Origin of the sequence: Methylobacterium oryzisoli (assembly GCF_046557895.1) — a bacterium.
GTDB lineage: Bacteria > Pseudomonadota > Alphaproteobacteria > Rhizobiales > Beijerinckiaceae > Methylobacterium > Methylobacterium oryzisoli.
In genome coordinates this window covers 3,542-19,348 of record NZ_JBKIBX010000049.1, presented here as the reverse complement: position 1 = coordinate 19,348, position 15,807 = coordinate 3,542, and the positions used below count along the sequence as shown (strand labels likewise).

15 protein-coding genes are annotated in these 15,807 nt (G+C 71.2%); 7 read left to right on the top strand and 8 right to left on the bottom strand.

Features of this window, described 5'->3' with window-relative positions:
- Positions 1 to 7: 7 nt before the first annotated feature.
- Positions 8 to 241, top strand: a complete 234-nt coding sequence (locus ACKUB9_RS29425) for a putative signal transducing protein (protein ID WP_287747091.1) — start codon at positions 8 to 10, stop codon at positions 239 to 241.
- Positions 225 to 1,034: a tRNA1(Val) (adenine(37)-N6)-methyltransferase gene (locus tag ACKUB9_RS29420; RefSeq protein ID WP_407529093.1), complete on the top strand. Its 810-nt coding sequence runs from the start codon at positions 225 to 227 to the stop codon at positions 1,032 to 1,034. The genes ACKUB9_RS29425 and ACKUB9_RS29420 overlap by 17 nt, the downstream gene beginning before the upstream one ends.
- Before the next feature lie 631 nt (positions 1,035 to 1,665).
- On the opposite strand, the gene ACKUB9_RS29415 is transcribed toward ACKUB9_RS29420, so the two are convergent.
- Entirely contained in the window at positions 1,666 to 1,971 is a 306-nt protein-coding gene (locus tag ACKUB9_RS29415; RefSeq protein ID WP_407529092.1) for a hypothetical protein, read from the bottom strand.
- Positions 1,972 to 2,259: 288 nt separating this feature from the next.
- Between ACKUB9_RS29415 and ACKUB9_RS29410 the strand changes: the two genes are divergently transcribed.
- Complete coding sequence (locus ACKUB9_RS29410; RefSeq protein WP_407529091.1) at positions 2,260 to 3,123, top strand: S49 family peptidase; 864 nt, start codon at positions 2,260 to 2,262, stop codon at positions 3,121 to 3,123.
- 10 nt (positions 3,124 to 3,133) lie between these two features.
- Here the strand turns inward: ACKUB9_RS29410 and ACKUB9_RS29405 are convergent, their stop codons facing one another.
- Both ACKUB9_RS29405 and ACKUB9_RS29400 read right to left on the bottom strand, forming a co-directional pair.
- Complete coding sequence (locus ACKUB9_RS29405; RefSeq protein WP_407529090.1) at positions 3,134 to 4,249, bottom strand: helix-turn-helix transcriptional regulator; 1,116 nt, start codon at positions 4,247 to 4,249, stop codon at positions 3,134 to 3,136.
- Between the two features lie 27 nt (positions 4,250 to 4,276).
- Positions 4,277 to 4,585, bottom strand: a complete 309-nt coding sequence (locus ACKUB9_RS29400) for a hypothetical protein (RefSeq protein WP_407529089.1) — start codon at positions 4,583 to 4,585, stop codon at positions 4,277 to 4,279.
- 241 nt (positions 4,586 to 4,826) lie between these two features.
- Between ACKUB9_RS29400 and ACKUB9_RS29395 the strand changes: the two genes are divergently transcribed.
- The 3 genes from ACKUB9_RS29395 (at position 4,827) to glyS (ending at position 9,287) form a co-directional block, all read left to right on the top strand.
- Positions 4,827 to 5,768: a glycine--tRNA ligase subunit alpha gene (locus tag ACKUB9_RS29395; protein WP_407529088.1), complete on the top strand. Its 942-nt coding sequence runs from the start codon at positions 4,827 to 4,829 to the stop codon at positions 5,766 to 5,768.
- A gap of 109 nt (positions 5,769 to 5,877) precedes the next feature.
- Entirely contained in the window at positions 5,878 to 6,828 is a 951-nt protein-coding gene (locus tag ACKUB9_RS29390) for a cyclase family protein (RefSeq protein ID WP_407529087.1), read from the top strand.
- 119 nt (positions 6,829 to 6,947) lie between these two features.
- Positions 6,948 to 9,287, top strand: a complete 2,340-nt coding sequence (gene glyS / locus ACKUB9_RS29385) for a glycine--tRNA ligase subunit beta (RefSeq protein WP_407529086.1) — start codon at positions 6,948 to 6,950, stop codon at positions 9,285 to 9,287.
- A gap of 4 nt (positions 9,288 to 9,291) precedes the next feature.
- Here the strand turns inward: glyS and ACKUB9_RS29380 are convergent, their stop codons facing one another.
- The 5 genes from ACKUB9_RS29380 to ACKUB9_RS29360 form a co-directional block, all read right to left on the bottom strand.
- Positions 9,292 to 10,488: a glycosyltransferase family 87 protein gene (locus tag ACKUB9_RS29380; RefSeq protein ID WP_407529085.1), complete on the bottom strand. Its 1,197-nt coding sequence runs from the start codon at positions 10,486 to 10,488 to the stop codon at positions 9,292 to 9,294.
- Positions 10,489 to 10,624: 136 nt separating this feature from the next.
- Positions 10,625 to 11,308, bottom strand: coding sequence for a methyltransferase domain-containing protein (locus ACKUB9_RS29375; RefSeq protein WP_407529084.1), 684 nt, complete (start codon positions 11,306 to 11,308; stop codon positions 10,625 to 10,627).
- Entirely contained in the window at positions 11,305 to 12,306 is a 1,002-nt protein-coding gene (locus ACKUB9_RS29370) for a glycosyltransferase family 2 protein (RefSeq protein ID WP_407529083.1), read from the bottom strand. The genes ACKUB9_RS29375 and ACKUB9_RS29370 overlap by 4 nt, the downstream gene beginning before the upstream one ends.
- Before the next feature lie 87 nt (positions 12,307 to 12,393).
- The gene (locus ACKUB9_RS29365) at positions 12,394 to 12,570 is read right to left on the bottom strand and encodes a hypothetical protein (RefSeq protein ID WP_407529082.1); all 177 of its coding nucleotides are present in this window, start codon (positions 12,568 to 12,570) and stop codon (positions 12,394 to 12,396) included.
- A gap of 507 nt (positions 12,571 to 13,077) precedes the next feature.
- Positions 13,078 to 13,617 (bottom strand): hypothetical protein, encoded by a 540-nt coding sequence (locus ACKUB9_RS29360; RefSeq protein WP_407529081.1) that lies wholly within the window; start codon positions 13,615 to 13,617, stop codon positions 13,078 to 13,080.
- A 423-nt stretch (positions 13,618 to 14,040) separates the two neighbouring features.
- Here ACKUB9_RS29360 and ACKUB9_RS29355 point away from each other — a divergent pair, with 423 nt between their 5' ends.
- Positions 14,041 to 15,753: an MFS transporter gene (locus ACKUB9_RS29355; protein ID WP_407529080.1), complete on the top strand. Its 1,713-nt coding sequence runs from the start codon at positions 14,041 to 14,043 to the stop codon at positions 15,751 to 15,753.
- Positions 15,754 to 15,807 lie beyond the last annotated feature (54 nt).

Here is a 15,807-nt window from a genome sequence, read left to right as displayed (position 1 = left end):
AGGGGGCATGGTCGAGATCCTCCGCACCAACGACATCGTGCTGATCGGCTTCGCGCAGTCGCTCCTCGAAGGCGCCGCGATCCCGGTCCTCGTCGCCGACGCGCATATCAGCGCGCTGGAGGGCATGATCGGCGCCTTCCCGCGCCGCCTCCTGGTGCCGGGCGACCATGCCGCGCAGGCGCGCCGCCTCCTCACGGATGCGGGCCTCGCCCACGAACTGCGCGATGCCGCGGGCTCCTGAGACGGCCCCGGTCGCCGAGCCGGCACCGGCCCTGGAGCCGGCGCAGGAGTGGCTCGGCGGGCGGCTGCGCCTGCACCACGCGGCCCGCGGGGCGCACCGGGCGGGGACCGACGCGGTCCTGCTCGCGGCGGCGGCGGGCGCGCCGGAGGGTCTCGTCTACGATCTGGGTGCCGGCACCGGGGCGGTGGGGCTCGCGGTGGCGCAGGCCTCCCCGGCCTGTCGGGTCGTCCTCGTGGAGCGCGATCCGGCCGCCGCGGCCCTGGCGCGCGCCAACGCGGCGCTGAACGGGCTCGCCGACCGGGCCGCCGTGCTGGAGGCCGACGTCACGGCGCCCGGCGCCGTGCGGCGCGCCCAGGGGCTGATGCCGGACGGGGCCGACCTCGTGCTCACCAACCCGCCCTTCTTCGAAGGAGGCGGCCACCGCCCCTCGCCCGTCGCCGCGCGGGCCTCGGCCCACGCCCTGCCGGAGGGCGGGCTGGAGGCGTGGCTGCGCACCTGCGCCGACCTGCTGCGCCCGCGCGGCCGGCTCGTCTTGATCCACCGGGCGGATGCCCTGCCGGCCTGCCTCGCGGCGTTGCGCGGCCGCTTCGGTGGGCTCGCGGTGCGGCCCGTCCACGCCCGGGCGGAGGCGGCGGCGATCCGGGTGCTGATCGAGGGCGTGCGCGGCAGCCGCGCGGCCTTCGCGCTGCGCCCGGCCCTGGTGCTGCACGGGCCGGACGGACGCTTCACGCCGCAGGCCGAGGCGCTGCACCGCGGCGCGGCGATGCTTTATACCAACGGCCCAGGATGCTGACGCATCGATCTCGATCCCGGGCAGGCCCGGGATCGACGGGGCCGTTGAGTTATCTCGAATTTTCGACATCAAGCCCAGAAATCCGGGATCCTGGGCTTGACGAAAATTCGAGAGCGGAACCAACGGTCATTGGAAATGACCGTTGGTATTAGATCTGCCTCGGCCCGCGTTGCACACGGTCCACGACAGGCGAACACGGCCGTGCCGTGGGAAGGAGCAGGCCCGCTCCCAATTCCTCGCCCCTTTCCCGGACGACTGGAGTGTCAGCGGAAGGAGATCCGGGGCCCAACGCAAGACGTCGCGAAGCGTCGCTGCGTCTGGAACGGTGAAAAAGCAGAGCCGCTGCGCGGCAAATCATCGTCTGGATCCCGGATCTCCTTCCACTTCGTTCCAGTCGTCCGGGAAAGGGGCGAGCGCGATCCTGCTTGACTGTGCTTACATTGTTATCACAGCCGCGATTTCATCGGGAGGTGCCCACAAAGTGGGTCTCGCACGAGGCTCGTGAAGCCTCCGGCACCCGTGCGTTCTGCCCGCCATCACGCTCTCGTGGAGCGTGGCCTCTGACGAAGAGGCGGCCCTCCAACGGAAACGGGCGCCCCGAGGGCGCCCGTCGCGAGCCGGATCCGGCCGATCAGAAGCCGATGTAGAACCGCGGCCGGTAGTACGGGCGGTAGTACGGCCGATAGCCGTAGTAGCGGCGGTAGGGCCGGTAACCATAGTAGCGCCGGTAGGGGCGATAGCCGTAATAACGATAGGGCCGGTAGTAGCGGCGCCGGTAGTAATACTGGGCCTGCTCCGCGACCGGCTCGCGCACGATGTCGCCGGCCGCCGTCGCGCCTGCGGTCGGCAGCGCCGCCGCTTCGCTGCGCGTGGCGCCGAGGCCAAGGCCGGCGACGAACAGCGTCAGGACCACCGTAACCCAACGAAGGACACGCATCCACGCTCTCCCTTCTGTCACTCCGCGCACACCGCCCGGCATGCCGCGGGACCAGAGATCTAGATCTTGAACGCCCGCGCAGGCGCCCGCGAGACGGCCGCCCCGGATCCGCCCGGGACCACAGCTGCCGAAACTAGGTTCAGCCGGTTCCGGTTCAATCGAGGCTCGGCCGAAACTCCCGGAAAAACTCTGCGGAAGACAACGTAGACTCGTGCCGGCCGGCCGCCGGCTTGCCGCCGGGCGCGGCGGCGGCTACGTCCCGGCGATCCACCGGAGATCCCCTTCCGCATGCCGCTCGCGTTCCGGACCGCCCTGCGCTCTATCCTGCCCGAGCGGTTCCGCCGCACGCATCCGGTGGTCCCGGTGGTGCGTCTCAGCGGCCCGATCGGCGCGGTCTCGCCCCTGCGCCAGGGCCTGTCGCTCGGGGCCTGCGCGCCCGCCCTGGAGCGCGCCTTCACCATGAAGGAGATCGCCGCGGTGGCGCTGGTGATCAACTCGCCGGGGGGCTCGGCGGCGCAGTCGCACCTGATCCACCGCCGCATCCGCGCGCTCGCCGCCGACGCCAAGGTGCCGGTGATCGCCTTCGTGGAGGACGTGGCGGCCTCCGGCGGCTACATGATCGCCTGCGCGGCGGACGAGATCGTGGCCGACCCCTCCTCCCTGGTGGGCTCGATCGGGGTGGTCTCGGCCGGCTTCGGCTTCCAGGGCCTGATCGAGCGCCTGGGCGTCGAGCGGCGCGTCTACACGACCGGCCCGGCCAAGGCGATGCTCGATCCCTTCCGCCCCGAGAACCCGGCTGACATCGCCCGGCTCCGGGACATCCAGGCCGACATCCAGGCGATGTTCACCGAGCTCGTGCGCAGCCGCCGGCCGCGCCTGTCGGGGGACCCGGACGACCTCTTCTCGGGCGCGGTGTGGAGCGGGCGCCAGGGCCTCGCGCTCGGCCTCGTCGACGCCCTCGGGGACGTGCGCGGCACCCTGCGGGCGCGCTTCGGCGAGAAGGTGAAGACCCCGCTCGTCGAGCAGGTGCGCGGCGGGCTCCTCGCCCGGCTGCTGCGCCGCAAGGAGCCCGGCGTCGAGGCGCTGGCGGCGCTGGAGGGGGCGGTCGCCCTGCTGGAGGAGCGGGCGGCCTGGGCGCGCTTCGGTCTCTGAGGCGAGGTGTTCAGAGGCGGACGAGCTGGAGCGTCGCTGCGAGGCTCGCGAACTCCGCCGGGCGGTCGACCCCCGCCTTCGCCAGGATCCGGCGCATGTGGGTCTTGACCGTGTTGATGCTGATCCCGAGCGAGCCGGCGATGGCCGCGTAGGAGCGGCCCTGCGCGAGTTCCGCCGCGACCCGGGCCTCCGCGGGCGTGAGGTCGTAGATGCGCATCATCGTCCGGGCGTCCGCGGGCGGGGGCGGACCGGCGCTCACGAACACCGCGCAGGCGGCGCTGCGCAGGCCCTCGTCGTCCAAGAGGCCTGCCACGCGCCCGCGCAGCGGCGCGACGAGCGCGAAGGCCGCGCGGGCGCCGCCGGGATCGGTGAGCCGCACCGCGCCCCCCGCGCGGCCCTCCGCCACCGCGCGCAGCCGGGCGCTCAGCGCCGCGGCCTCCGCCGGCAGGCGCGCGGTCAGGGTGCCGTCCTTGAGCAGGATCGGCCCGCCCGCCGCGTGGAGCGCCCGGGCGGCCCGGTTGGCGAAGATGACCGCCCCCATGCGGTCGAGCACCACGACCCCCATGGCGAGGCAGTCCAGCACCGCGAACTGCGCCCCGGCCAGCGCCTCGTGTGCCTCGACGCGCAGATGCAGCTGCATCGCGCGCTTGAGATGCGGCACGACCCGCCGCAGCACCGCGCGATCGCGCTCCGCGAACGGGCCCTGGCGGGGCGTGCGCAGGATGTTGAAGGCGCCCTGGAACTGGCCGGACCGGGTGATCGGCACCATCGCGTTCCGGATCAGGCCCTGCGGGCGCAGGACGTCGTGCCAGAACTCGGTGGCGACCAGATCCGTCTCCGGCAGGATCTCGTCCGAAAAGACGACGCTGCCGACCGGCTGCTGCGACATCACCCGCGACCAGACGTTCTGGACGTGGCGCTCCGCGTGCACCCGATGACTCTCGGGATCGAGCCGCGCGTCGTAGGTGAAGTGGACGCGGTTGCGGGCGACCGAGAGGCCGAACAGCACGCCGCCCTCGCTGCCCAGCAGGTCGGCGACGGCGGCGATCACTCGCGGCCACAGCGCCGCCTCCCCGGCGGCGTCGTAGATCAGGTCGATCAGGGCGTCAGGAACCGGCTGCTGCACCGCGCTTCCCCTTCCCGGCCACGGCGCTCAGCCGGGCGCCCTCAGTGCGGCGGCGCATCGGCGCCGGTGCAGCGTCAGCAGCACCACGGCGAGGCAGAAACCCGTGTTGGCGGCGAAGATGGCGCTCATGGCGGCGTCGCCCAGCACCAGCAGCGCGTAGAAGACCGTCGAGGCGTTCGAGACCGTGAACAGGATCCAGGTGGCGCAGGAGATCCCGGCGGCGCCGCTGCGGTCCTGCACCAGCGTCAGGATCTGCGGCAGATAGGCGAAGATCCGCGCGCCGTTGCACAGCGTGAACAGGGTCAGGGCGATATCGGCGGGCGTTGCGGAGGGCATGCCTGACTCCCGTGCCGGCTCTCGTGCAGGAAGACGTGCGTGACAGGTCCGGATCGTCGGTGAACTCTCGGCTCATCTGTGCAGGAGCGGCCGGAATGACCGTCTACATCGGATACTGAACTGCGGCATCATCCGATCGCATGAGGCTTCTGCACGCGATGCGTGCATCGGCGCGGGAGCCCCGCGGTTGACTGGCGCGGGCGCCCGCGTAAACGGGCCGGACTCCCCGACGAGACCCGCCATGTCCCCCCCTGCCATCACCGACGCCGACGACGCCCTCCGGCCGACGCGCTCCTTCCAGGGCCTGATCCTGACGCTGCAGCGGTTCTGGGCCGGCCAGGGCTGCGTGATCCTGCAGCCCTACGACATGGAGGTCGGCGCGGGCACCTTCCATCCCGCCACCACCCTGCGGGCGCTCGGGCCCAAGCCCTGGAAGGCCGCCTACGTGCAGCCCTCGCGCCGGCCCAAGGACGGCCGCTACGGCGAGAACCCCAACCGGCTGCAGCACTACTACCAGTTCCAGGTCATCCTGAAGCCGAACCCGCCCAACCTGCAGGAACTCTACCTCGCCTCGCTCGACGCGATCGGCGTCGACCTCGCGCTCCACGACATCCGCTTCGTCGAGGACGATTGGGAGAGCCCGACGCTGGGCGCCTGGGGGCTGGGCTGGGAATGCTGGTGCGACGGCATGGAGGTGAGCCAGTTCACCTATTTCCAGCAGGTCGCGGGCTTCGAATGCGCCCCGGTCGCGGGCGAGCTGACCTACGGGCTGGAGCGCCTCGCCATGTACGTGCAGGGGGTCGAGAACGTCTACGACCTCAACTTCAACGGCCGGGAGGGCGCGGAGCGGGTCTCCTACGGCGACGTCTTCCTGCAGGCCGAGCAGGAGTATTCCCGCCACAACTTCGAGGCCGCCGACACCGAGATGCTGTTTCGCCACTTCCGCGACGCGGAGGCGGCCTGCCGCCGCTATCTGGAGGCGGGCGATCCCGGTCCCGAGGGCCGCCACCGCATGGTGCAGCCGGCCTACGACCAGTGCATCAAGGCGAGCCACGTCTTCAACCTGCTCGACGCGCGCGGGGTGATCTCGGTGACGGAGCGCCAGAGCTACATCCTGCGGGTGCGCGACCTCGCCAAGGCCTGCGGCGCGGCGTGGCTGCGCACGGAAGCCGGCGGAGCCTGAGCCCGTTGTCTTAAGATTAGGCGGGCCCCAGACCCCGCCTCGACTCTCTCCGAGCGCGACTTTACCGTGTGGCACCCGCGCGGGAGTTGCGGGGACCAGGAGGGACGCCATGAGAACCGCCATCCCGCTCGCCGCCGCTGCGGCGGGCTTTCTCGCCATGGCCTGCGCGGCGGGCGCCCAGCCGGCGCCGACCGAGATCCCGGTCTCGCGCTGGGGCGCGGAGGACGAGATCGGCGCCGCCAACCACCTCACGCCCGCCAAGGTGCTGGAGGCGGTGAAGCTCGTCACCACCGGCAAGACCTACGCGCTCGGCATCCCGGTGGACCGCTCCACGCCCGCCTTCCCGCCGCGCAGCATCGCCGTGACCGTGATGGCGCCCAACCAGCCCGAGGGGGTCACCTTCGGGGCGAACAAGATGAGCTACCTCGACGACATGGTGACCGGCTGGCTCGGGGTCGGCACCCAGATCGACGGGCTGGCCCATCTCGGCGCGGATTCGACCTTCTACAACCGCAACCGGATGAAGGACATCTTCGACACGACCGGCGTGAAGAAACTCGGCGTGCACAAGATCCCGCCGATCGTGACGCGGGGCGTCCTCCTCGACGTGGCCAAGGCCAAGGGCAAGGATCGGCTCCTGGAGGGCGAACTCGTCACCGTCGACGACATCAAGGCCGCCGAGACGGCCGCGGGCGTGAGCCCGGGTCGGGGCGACGTGGTGGTGCTGCACACCGGCTGGCTCTCGATGCTGGGCGAGGACGCCAAGCGCTTCGGGGCGGGCGAGCCCGGCATCGACGCCGAGGGCGCGCGCTACCTGGCCTCCAAGGACGTGGTGGCGGTCGGGGCCGACACCTGGGGCATCGAGGCGGTGCCGTTCAAGGGCGACCGGGTCTGGGAGGGCCACCAGATCCTGCTCGCGCACAACGGCATCTACATCCTGGAGACCCTCGACACCCGGGCGCTGATCCGGGACGGGGTGCGCGAGTTCCTGTTCGTGCTCGGCGCGCCCCGCTACACCGGGTCGATCCAGGCCATCATCAACCCGGTGGCGATCCGGTAGCGGTCCGGCCGGTCGCGGTCCGGGCCTCGGGCGGTAGCGCTCCGCGCCCGCGGACGCTACACCCGCGCCTCGCACACCGCACACGGGTCCTCCGCCCGGAGGATTCTCAAGGCCGCCCGATGCCCGATCTCCTGCTCGAACTTTTTTCCGAGGAAATTCCCGCGCGCATGCAGCGCCGGGCCGCGGAGGATCTGCGCAAGCTCGTGACCGACGCCCTGGTGGAGCGCGGCTTCCTGTACGAGGGCGCCAAGGCCTTCGCGACGCCCCGGCGCCTCGCGCTCCACGTGGCGGGCCTGCCGCCCCGGGGGCGTGACGTCCGCGAGGAGCGCAAGGGCCCCCGCGTCGGCGCGCCCGAGGCCGCCGTGCAGGGCTTCCTCAAGAGCGCGGGCCTCAGCCGGCTCGACGAGGCGCGGGTCGTCGCCGACCCCAAGAAGGGCGAGTTCTACGTCGCGGTGATCGAGCGGCCGGGCCGCGACACCCTCGACGTCCTGGCCGAGATCCTGCCCGCGATCATCCGCGGCTTCCCCTGGCCGAAATCGATGCGCTGGGGCTCCGCCTCGGCGGAGCCGGGCGCCCTGCGCTGGGTGCGCCCGCTGCATGCCATCGTGGCGAGCTTCGGCCCCGAGACCGAGACGCCCGAGCGGGTGCCCTTCGCGGTGGACGGCATCGAGGCCGGCTTCACCACCTACGGCCACCGCTTCCTGGCGCCCGGGCCGATCGAGGTGCGCCGCTTCGCCGATTACCTGCCGGCCCTGGAGCGCGCGAAGGTCGTGCTCGATCCCGACCGGCGCCGCGACATCATCCTGCACGACGCGCGCGACCTTGCCTTCGCGCGCGGCCTCGACCTCGTGGAGGACGAGGGATTGCTGGAGGAGGTGGCGGGCCTCGTGGAATGGCCCGTGACCCTGATGGGCTCCTTCGACGAGAGTTTTCTCGCCATGCCGCCCGAGGTGATCCGCGCCACCATCCGGGCGAACCAGAAATGCTTCGTGCTGCGCGCGCCCGCCGCGGACGGGGCGGATCGGCTCGCCAACGCCTTCATCCTGGTCTCGAACCTCGTCGCCTCGGACGGGGGCGCGGCGATCGTGGCGGGCAACGAGCGCGTGGTCCGCGCCCGGCTCTCGGACGCCAAGTTCTTCTGGGAGACGGACAGGAAGGTCCCGCTGGAGGAGCGGCTGCCGAAGCTCGACAGCATCGTCTTCCACGAGAAGCTCGGCACGCAAGGACAGCGCGTGGCGCGCCTCGCGGCTTTGGCGCGGCAGCTCGCGGCCGTGGTCGGCGCCGACCCGGACCTGACCGAGCGCGCCGCGCGCCTCGCCAAGGCCGACCTCGTCACCGAGATGGTCGGCGAGTTCCCCGAGCTCCAGGGCCTGATGGGCCGCACCTACGCGGCACTCCAGGGGGAGCCGCCCGAGGTCGCGGCCGCGATCGAGGAGCATTACAAGCCGCTCGGCCCGAGCGACCGGGTGCCGACCGGGCCGGTCTCGGTGGCGGTGGCGCTCGCCGACAAGCTCGACACGCTGGTGGGCTTCTGGGCCATCGACGAGAAGCCCACGGGGAGCAAGGACCCGTACGCCCTGCGGCGGGCGGCGCTCGGGGTGATCCGGCTTTTGCTTCAGAACAACTGTCGCCTTTCTATGCGTGAAGTTATCCTATGGCAGAGAGAAATAGTAATTAATAGAGAGGCAGGCGCATATAAAGAGGAATTGATCGAAAAATTCTTGCAATCTCATGAGGCGGCGTCGGAGCATCTTGCTGATTTAGAGGGCGCTAAGGGTGGCAGTGACGATTATATTCATTTATTCGAACTTATGGAGCGGGCCGAGAATGCAGAGCGGATTGATCCTATAAATAGAGAAGTTGCAGAAAAGGTCGCGGCCGCTTACGTCAGTAGATTTACACATGTAGAATGGCAAACAGTTGGACTTTTAGGCGACAATCTAATTTCCTTCTTGGCTGATCGGCTCAAAGTATACCTGCGCGACCAGGGCGCCCGCCACGACCTGATCGACGCGGTCTTCGCCCTGCCCGGCCAGGACGACCTCCTGATGGTGGTGCGCCGGGTCGAGGCGCTCGGGCGCTTCCTCGACACCGAGGACGGCAAGAACCTGCTCGCGGGCTACCGGCGCGCGGCCAACATCCTGCGCATCGAGGAGAAGAAGGACGGGCGCGCCCACGACGCCGCGCCCGACCCGGCCCGTTTCGCGCTGCCCGAGGAGACGGCCCTGGCGCGCGCCCTCGACGCCGCCGGGAGGGAGGCCGGCCGCGCCGTCGCGGCGGAGGATTTCGAGGGGGCGATGCGGGCGCTCGCCGCCCTGCGCGCGCCGGTGGACGCCTTCTTCGACACGGTCACGGTCAACGCCGAGGAGCCGGCCCTGCGCGCGAACCGTCTCGCCCTCCTCAACGCCCTGCGCAGCGCCACCCGGACGGTGGCCGATTTTTCGCGCATCGAGGGCTGAGGGCTCAGCGGGCGGGCGCGGCGGCCGGTGCGCCTGCACCGACCGCCTCCCGCACCGCGAGGGCGAAGAAGGCGAGGAGCGGCACCGGCGCGAAGCCGATGCCGAGCAGGCCGAACTGCATCGACAGGGCCGGGGTGACCCAGGCCAGCCACACGACGACGCGCTCCGGTGCGGCCTCCGGCCGGACGAACACGCGCCAGACGATCACGGCCGAGAGCGCCGTGAGGTCGTAGTTGAAGGCGTAGGGCGTCATGAGCGGCACTGCGGCGGCCAGCACGGTGGCGCGCTTGAGTGGATCGCGGGTCTCCCGCACCGCGTAGACGGTCGCGGCGAGGACCGGCAGCGTCACGGCGGCCTGAAGCGCGAAGGCGGGGGCGGTCGGCAGGCCGAAGGACCGTGCGGCAGCGCAGACCGAGATCATCATCGTCGTGAAGAAGCCCTCATAATGGTCGAGCAGGCCGTACTGGAAGCCGCTCGTCGCCGTGACGTATTGCTGCCAGGGCTCGATTCCGAACGCCGCGAGCGACACCGCCACGAGGACGAGGGCGCTCGTGGCCGCGGCCAGGATCGTCCGCCATGCCCCCAGCGCCACGAGGGCGAAAGGCAGGATCAGCCCGAGATGCGGCTTGAACGTGAGGAGCCCGAACAGGATCCCGGCGAGAACCGGGCGGCGGTCGAGGGCCATCAGCCCGCCCAGGAACAGGGCGGCGGTGAGGAATCCGTTCTGCCCGCCCACCGCGTTGATCAGGCAGGCCGGCGCGAGCGCGAGGAGGAGGAGTGCGCGCATCCGCCGCTCGGGCGGGACCGGGCTCAGCGTCACCGCTGCGAAGACGGCGAACAGCCCGAGCGTCCAAAGCCCGAGCGCCACCCCGTAGGGCAGGAGCGCCAGGGGCCGCAGCAGAATCAGCGTGAAGGGCGGGTAGCCCCAGTTGTGGAACGGCAGCGGCGTGCCGAATTCCTGCCCGAGGGCGGCATGGTAGCCGGAAAGATCGAACAGGGTCGCGAGCCTCCCCGAGAAGGCGAGCCGCGGGCCGACCCAGTTGTTGATGAAGTCGCGCCCGATCGGGTGGCCGGTGACGTCGAGCCAGCCCTCCGCGGGACGGTAATAGGCGAGAAGGATCGGTAGCAGGACCGCGAGCCCCAGGGCGACCGCCGCAAGGTCCGGTGCCTGCAGGATCCGGCCGGGGGGATGAGCGCGCATCGACGGCTTTCTGGTCTCTGGCCGCCTGAGCGCGGCTGGGCGGGGCTGACGTCACCGGTCCGAGAGGCTGATCGGGTCGCTGGGCCTCGATCTGGCGTCGAGATCGAAGGCCGGACCAAGAGGCACGATCAAGGACTCATGGTGTGAGCAGGAGGAAGAGGTTCGAGCTGAAGGGGCCGAGCGGGAGGCCCGTGCGCCCCAGCCGCGCCGTGCGGCCCGGCGGCACCAGCGCCGCGAGGCGCCTGCGCGACATCAGGATCAGGTTCTGCTGCTGCGCCCACTCCTCTTTGCCGAGGCGGCGGCAGGCCCAACGGAAGCCGGCATCTGTGTAGTGCAGGAGCGGGATGGCGGTGTGGTGCTCCACCGGGAAGAAGCGGTGCGGCACGGTGACGAAGACCGTGCGGGCGACGCGGGCCATCTCGGCGAGCAGCAGGCGCTGGTTCTCCGGGCTGCCGACGTGCTCGAGCACGGCGTTCGAGGTGGCGATGCCGAAGCTCCCGTCCGCGAAGGGCAGCCGGCAATCGGCGGCGACCTGCCGGTAGGCGACCGACGGGAAGGCCGCCCGAAACGCCTCGGCGGCGCCCAGCCCCACGGCCGTGATCCGGTGCGGGTAGGGGTAATGGCGCTCCAGCCCGTTGGCGGCGTCGTTGATCACGTCCGAGACGCCGACGTCGAGGATCGTCGTCTCCGGTCCCGGCCGGCACAGGCGCAGGAAGTCGGCGTGGATACGCTGGCGCGCCGCCCCGGTCAGGCGCTCGCCGAGCGAGCGCGGCCGTGCCGCTTCATAGTACTTGCTGTCGAGGCTCGGAGCGGCGGTCACGCGGTCATTTCCCGCGGGTTGCCCGGCGCCGGCAGGTCGAGGTAGCGCATGCGCTTGAACTCGCGCTGGCTCGCTCCGACCGCATCCACGATCACCCCGCAGGTCAGGCTCATGAAGGCGAGCTGCATCAGGGCGGCGGCCAGCACCGCGGAGGGCAGCCGCGGGACGAGGCCGGTCTCGAGATAGGCCGTGGCGACCGGGATCCCGAGCGTCAGCCCTGCTCCTGCGAGCAGGGCCGCGAGCGCGCCGAAGAACTGCAGCGGGCGTACCGCCTTGTACATCAGCGCGATCTTGCCGAGGATGCGCGCCCCGTCCCGCCACTTGCTGAGTTTGCTCGCCGAGCCCGTGGGCCGGGCCGCGTAAGGCAGCGGGATCTCGGCCGTGGCGAGGCGCAGGTCGAGGGCATGGACCGACAGTTCGGTCTCGATCTCGAAGCCCGAGGAGGTGGCCGGGAAGGACTTGGCGAAGCGGCGCGAGACGACGCGGTAACCCGACAGGATGTCCGTGAAGCCATCGCCGAACAGGCGCTCGACCACGCGGTTGAACAGGCGGTTGCCGAAGCGATGGCCGCGCGGGAAAGCACCGTCTGCCCCCCGGCGCACGCCCACCACCATGTCGACCTGCTCGGTCACGAGAGCGTCGATCAGGCGCCCGGCGGCGGTCGCGTCGTAGGTCAGGTCGCCGTCGGCCAGCACGTAGAGGTCGGCGTCGATGTCGGCGAACATCCGGCGCACGACGTTGCCCTTGCCTGGGCGCCGCTCGCGCCGCACCACCGCACCGGCCGCCGCCGCGACCGCGGCGGTGCGGTCGGTGGAATTGTTGTCGTAGACGTAGATCGTCGCGCCCGGCAGGACGCGGCGAAACGCCCCGACCACCTGCCCGATCGTCGCCTCTTCGTTCAGACACGGCAGCAGGACTGCGATGGCGCGGTTGCGGACGAACGACGCCTGCGGCAGCAGGCTCTGCAGTTCGCTTCGGATGTCACCCGTGGCGGCCATGCGCGCTCCCGACGAGGCCGGGCGCTGGCCGCCCGTGCCGCCACGATAGGCGCAGGCAAGTTAAGGAATTCCGGCAGCGCGGCCCGGCTAGGCAGCGCTCGACAGCGTGATCTCGGCCGGCCGGCCGACGGGCAGGGTCTCGTGACCCCAGGCCAGAAAAAGGTAGAAGCCGTTCCAGCGCGACGATTGCCGCGCGGCGTCCGGCACGAAGCCCTTTGGCATACCAGTCTCGGTCAGCACTTCGACGAAGCGCCATCCGGGCATGCGGATGAACCCCGGGACCGGCGCGCACACCTGCACTGCACAATAGAGATCCTCTTTATGTGCATTGCGAAATAGATTGTACGGGACTGATACTTGTGACACGTCCCCCTCCCGCCCCCGGTTCTTGAGCGCTTCGTACTTTGGTCGAATAGGCGATGTCAAGAAATTCGAAGGCGAAACTTGGCCACTGCTTCCGAATCGCGCGCGGAGCGGCGGCCCAGGCTCATCGGGGGAGGTGGTGTGCGCGATTCGGAGTGACCGGCTGCGGCGTGCCGCTCGTGCCGCCGCGGGTGGCGCGCACGGGAGGGCGCCCGGTCGCCGCGATGGCGCCGGAGCGGGCGGGTTCGCGCGCGGAGAGGCTTCGGGGCGCGGGCAGGACGCGCGGCGTGACGGACGGCGGCGCGCAGAGGGCGGGGCGCCAAGCCGAATGCCCAAGCCGCACGCCCCCGCACGGGAGGTCGGACCGACCGGGCCGCCGGATGAGGGCGGGTCGCCCGGCGGCGGGCCTCAGCGCCGCGGGACCGTGACCTCGACCACCCGGGCCGCGCCCTGTCGGTAGGAGACGGGGCGGATCCCGTCGGCGGGCCGGTCGTGGATCGCCGGGCCCCGGGCGAGGCCGCGGGCGGACCGGACCGGTCGGGCGGTCCGCCGGGTGTCCACCCCGTCGATGACGTAGACGACAGGGTCGGCCCGCGGCGGGGTCGGGATGCCCGAGACGGTCGGGACCCCGTAGGTGCCGTAGCCCCAGGCCGCCGGGACCAGTTCCTGCGGGCGCGGCAGGGTCAGGAAGGGCTCGGCGACCGCCGCGGCCGCGGGCGCGTCCGAGACGACGCCGGCGTAGCCGACCGGCAGCCCGTAGCCGTAGCTCGCATGGCGGCGAAAGCCGGCCCGGTGGCCGACCGGATGGTGCGCGCGATGGTGGCCGGCGACGGCCCGCACGGGCGCGGTCCGGAATCCCGCGTGCGGGGCGCCCGCCGGGCCGGCGGCGGCCGGGACGGTGCACAGGGCCAGGGCGCCGAGCGCGAGGCCGATCAGGTCGCGACGCATGGGTCTCTTTCGCCTCCGGACAGGATCCCGAGCGTCGAACGCCCGCGCGTCATCCTCGTTCCCGGCCGGCTGCGGCGCCAGCCGGGGCAGAGTGCGCAGCCCGCGGCCCGGCCCTCGAGCCCTGGTGCTGCTCTTGGCCCAGCTCTTGGCCCGGCTCTTGGCCCCCCTCTTCCCCCTTCTGTTGGCCCTACGGAAGTCTCACGACCTAAGTCGGACGACGAATTGAGCATTGGGCCTTGCCCGGCCGTGGATTAACCGTTGGGCTGCGCTCGTGTGGGAGACGCCGCGGCGGCCGGAGCAACCGGTCCCGAACCTCCCGCACGGCGGCGATCGTGCGGCGGCCTGCGGGCGGCCGCCCGGTCCGGCGAGGCGGAACGGCGCCCTGCGGACCGTAGAAGGCCCGCACAACGGAGGAACGCCATCATGGCATCAGGAACCGCGGTCGGCCGGGCGATGGCAGCGCCCCGCCCGATGACCGGGGAGGAGAAGCGGGTGATTCTCGCCTCCTCGCTCGGCACCGTCTTCGAGTGGTACGACTTCTACCTCTATGGCTCGCTCGCGGTGATCATCGGGGCGCAGTTCTTCTCCGCCTTCGATCCGGCGACGCGCAACGTCTTCGCGCTCCTCGCCTTCGCGGCGGGCTTCCTCGTGCGCCCGTTCGGCGCGCTGGTGTTCGGGCGCATCGGCGACCTCGTCGGGCGCAAGTACACCTTCCTCGTCACCATCCTGATCATGGGCCTGTCGACCTTCTGCGTCGGCCTCCTGCCCTCCTACGACCAGATCGGCTGGGTCGCCCCGGTCATCCTGATCCTGCTGCGCATGGCGCAGGGCCTCGCGCTCGGCGGCGAGTACGGGGGGGCCGCGGTCTACGTCGCCGAGCACGCGCCGGTCGGGCGCCGCGGCTTCTACACCAGCTGGATCCAGACCACCGCGACGGTGGGCCTGCTGCTCTCGCTCGTGGTGATCCTGTCCCTGCGCCTGTGGATGGGCGAGGCCGGCTTCCAGCGCGGCGAGGGCTACCCGATCGCGGGCTGGCGCATCCCCTTCCTGATCTCGGTCGTGCTGCTCGGCATCTCGGTCTGGATCCGGCTGCAGATGCAGGAGAGCCCCGCCTTCAAGAAGATGAAGGAAGAGGGCACGCAGTCGAAGGCGCCGCTGTCCGAGGCGTTCGGCCAGTGGAAGAACGCCAAGATGGTCATCATCGCCCTGCTCGGCCTCGTGGCGGGCCAGGCGGTGGTCTGGTACACGGGACAGTTCTACGCGCTGTTCTTCATCCAGAACATCCTCAAGGTGGACCTCTTCACCGCGAACGTGCTGATCGCCTGGTCGCTGATCCTGGGCACCGGCGGGTTCATCTTCTTCGGCTCGCTCTCCGACCGCATCGGCCGCAAGCCGGTGATCCTGGCGGGCTGCCTCGTCGCGGCGATCACCTACTTCCCGCTCTTCCAGGCCCTGACCAGCGTCGGCAACCCGAAGCTCGCCTCGGCCCTGGAGAACGCCAAGGTGCAGGTCATCGCCGACCCGGCCACCTGCGGCTCGGTGTTCGATCCCGTCGGCATCCGCACCTTCACGGCGCCTTGCGACGTCGCCCGCGTGGCGCTCGCCCGCTCGGCGATCAAGTACGAGCTCGTCCCGGCCCCGGCCGGCACGCCCGCCAAGGTCACGTTCAACGGCACCGAGGCGCCGATCGACCCGGCCGTGGCCAAGAGCATGACCACCTTCGCCACCGCCGCCACCGCGGTCGGCTACGCCCCGGCGGGCGACCCCAGCATCGTCAAGGTGACCGGCTTCTTCTCGGCGCTCGGCAACGTGGCGGCGCTCAAGATGATCGGTATCCTGACGATCCTCGTCCTCTACGTGACGGCGGTCTACGGCCCGATCGCGGCGGCGCTGGTCGAGTTCTTCCCGACCCGCATCCGCTACACCGCGATGTCCCTGCCCTACCACATCGGCAACGGCTGGTTCGGCGGCTTCCTGCCCCCGACCGCCTTCGCGATGGTGGCCTCCACGGGCGACATCTATTTCGGCCTCTGGTACCCGATCGTGATCGCCCTCATGACCTTCGCGCTCGGCCTCCTGCTGGTGCCGGAGACCAAGGACCGCGACATCACCACCTTCGAGGGACCGGCCCGCTGAGGGCCGGCACCCCCGCGGGGCGAGCCTCACGCGCCGAAGCGGGTCTTCGGTCCG

Bases quoted from the DNA above. Each gene is read 5' to 3' on its own strand.
- ACKUB9_RS29380 (WP_407529085.1), bottom strand. From the start codon at position 10,488: ATGCGCGCTCATCCCCCCGGCCGGATCCTGCAGGCACCGGACCTTGCG.
- ACKUB9_RS29420 (WP_407529093.1), top strand. From the start codon at position 225: ATGCCGCGGGCTCCTGAGACGGCCCCGGTCGCCGAGCCGGCACCGGCC.
- ACKUB9_RS29415 (WP_407529092.1), bottom strand. From the start codon at position 1,971: ATGCGTGTCCTTCGTTGGGTTACGGTGGTCCTGACGCTGTTCGTCGCC.
- ACKUB9_RS29410 (WP_407529091.1), top strand. From the start codon at position 2,260: ATGCCGCTCGCGTTCCGGACCGCCCTGCGCTCTATCCTGCCCGAGCGG.
- ACKUB9_RS29365 (WP_407529082.1), bottom strand. From the start codon at position 12,570: ATGCCCGGATGGCGCTTCGTCGAAGTGCTGACCGAGACTGGTATGCCA.
- ACKUB9_RS29400 (WP_407529089.1), bottom strand. From the start codon at position 4,585: ATGCCCTCCGCAACGCCCGCCGATATCGCCCTGACCCTGTTCACGCTG.
- ACKUB9_RS29370 (WP_407529083.1), bottom strand. From the start codon at position 12,306: ATGGCCGCCACGGGTGACATCCGAAGCGAACTGCAGAGCCTGCTGCCG.
- ACKUB9_RS29390 (WP_407529087.1), top strand. From the start codon at position 5,878: ATGAGAACCGCCATCCCGCTCGCCGCCGCTGCGGCGGGCTTTCTCGCC.
- glyS (WP_407529086.1), top strand. From the start codon at position 6,948: ATGCCCGATCTCCTGCTCGAACTTTTTTCCGAGGAAATTCCCGCGCGC.
- ACKUB9_RS29360 (WP_407529081.1), bottom strand. From the start codon at position 13,617: ATGCGTCGCGACCTGATCGGCCTCGCGCTCGGCGCCCTGGCCCTGTGC.
- ACKUB9_RS29395 (WP_407529088.1), top strand. From the start codon at position 4,827: ATGTCCCCCCCTGCCATCACCGACGCCGACGACGCCCTCCGGCCGACG.
- ACKUB9_RS29355 (WP_407529080.1), top strand. From the start codon at position 14,041: ATGGCATCAGGAACCGCGGTCGGCCGGGCGATGGCAGCGCCCCGCCCG.
- ACKUB9_RS29425 (WP_287747091.1), top strand. From the start codon at position 8: ATGGTCGAGATCCTCCGCACCAACGACATCGTGCTGATCGGCTTCGCG.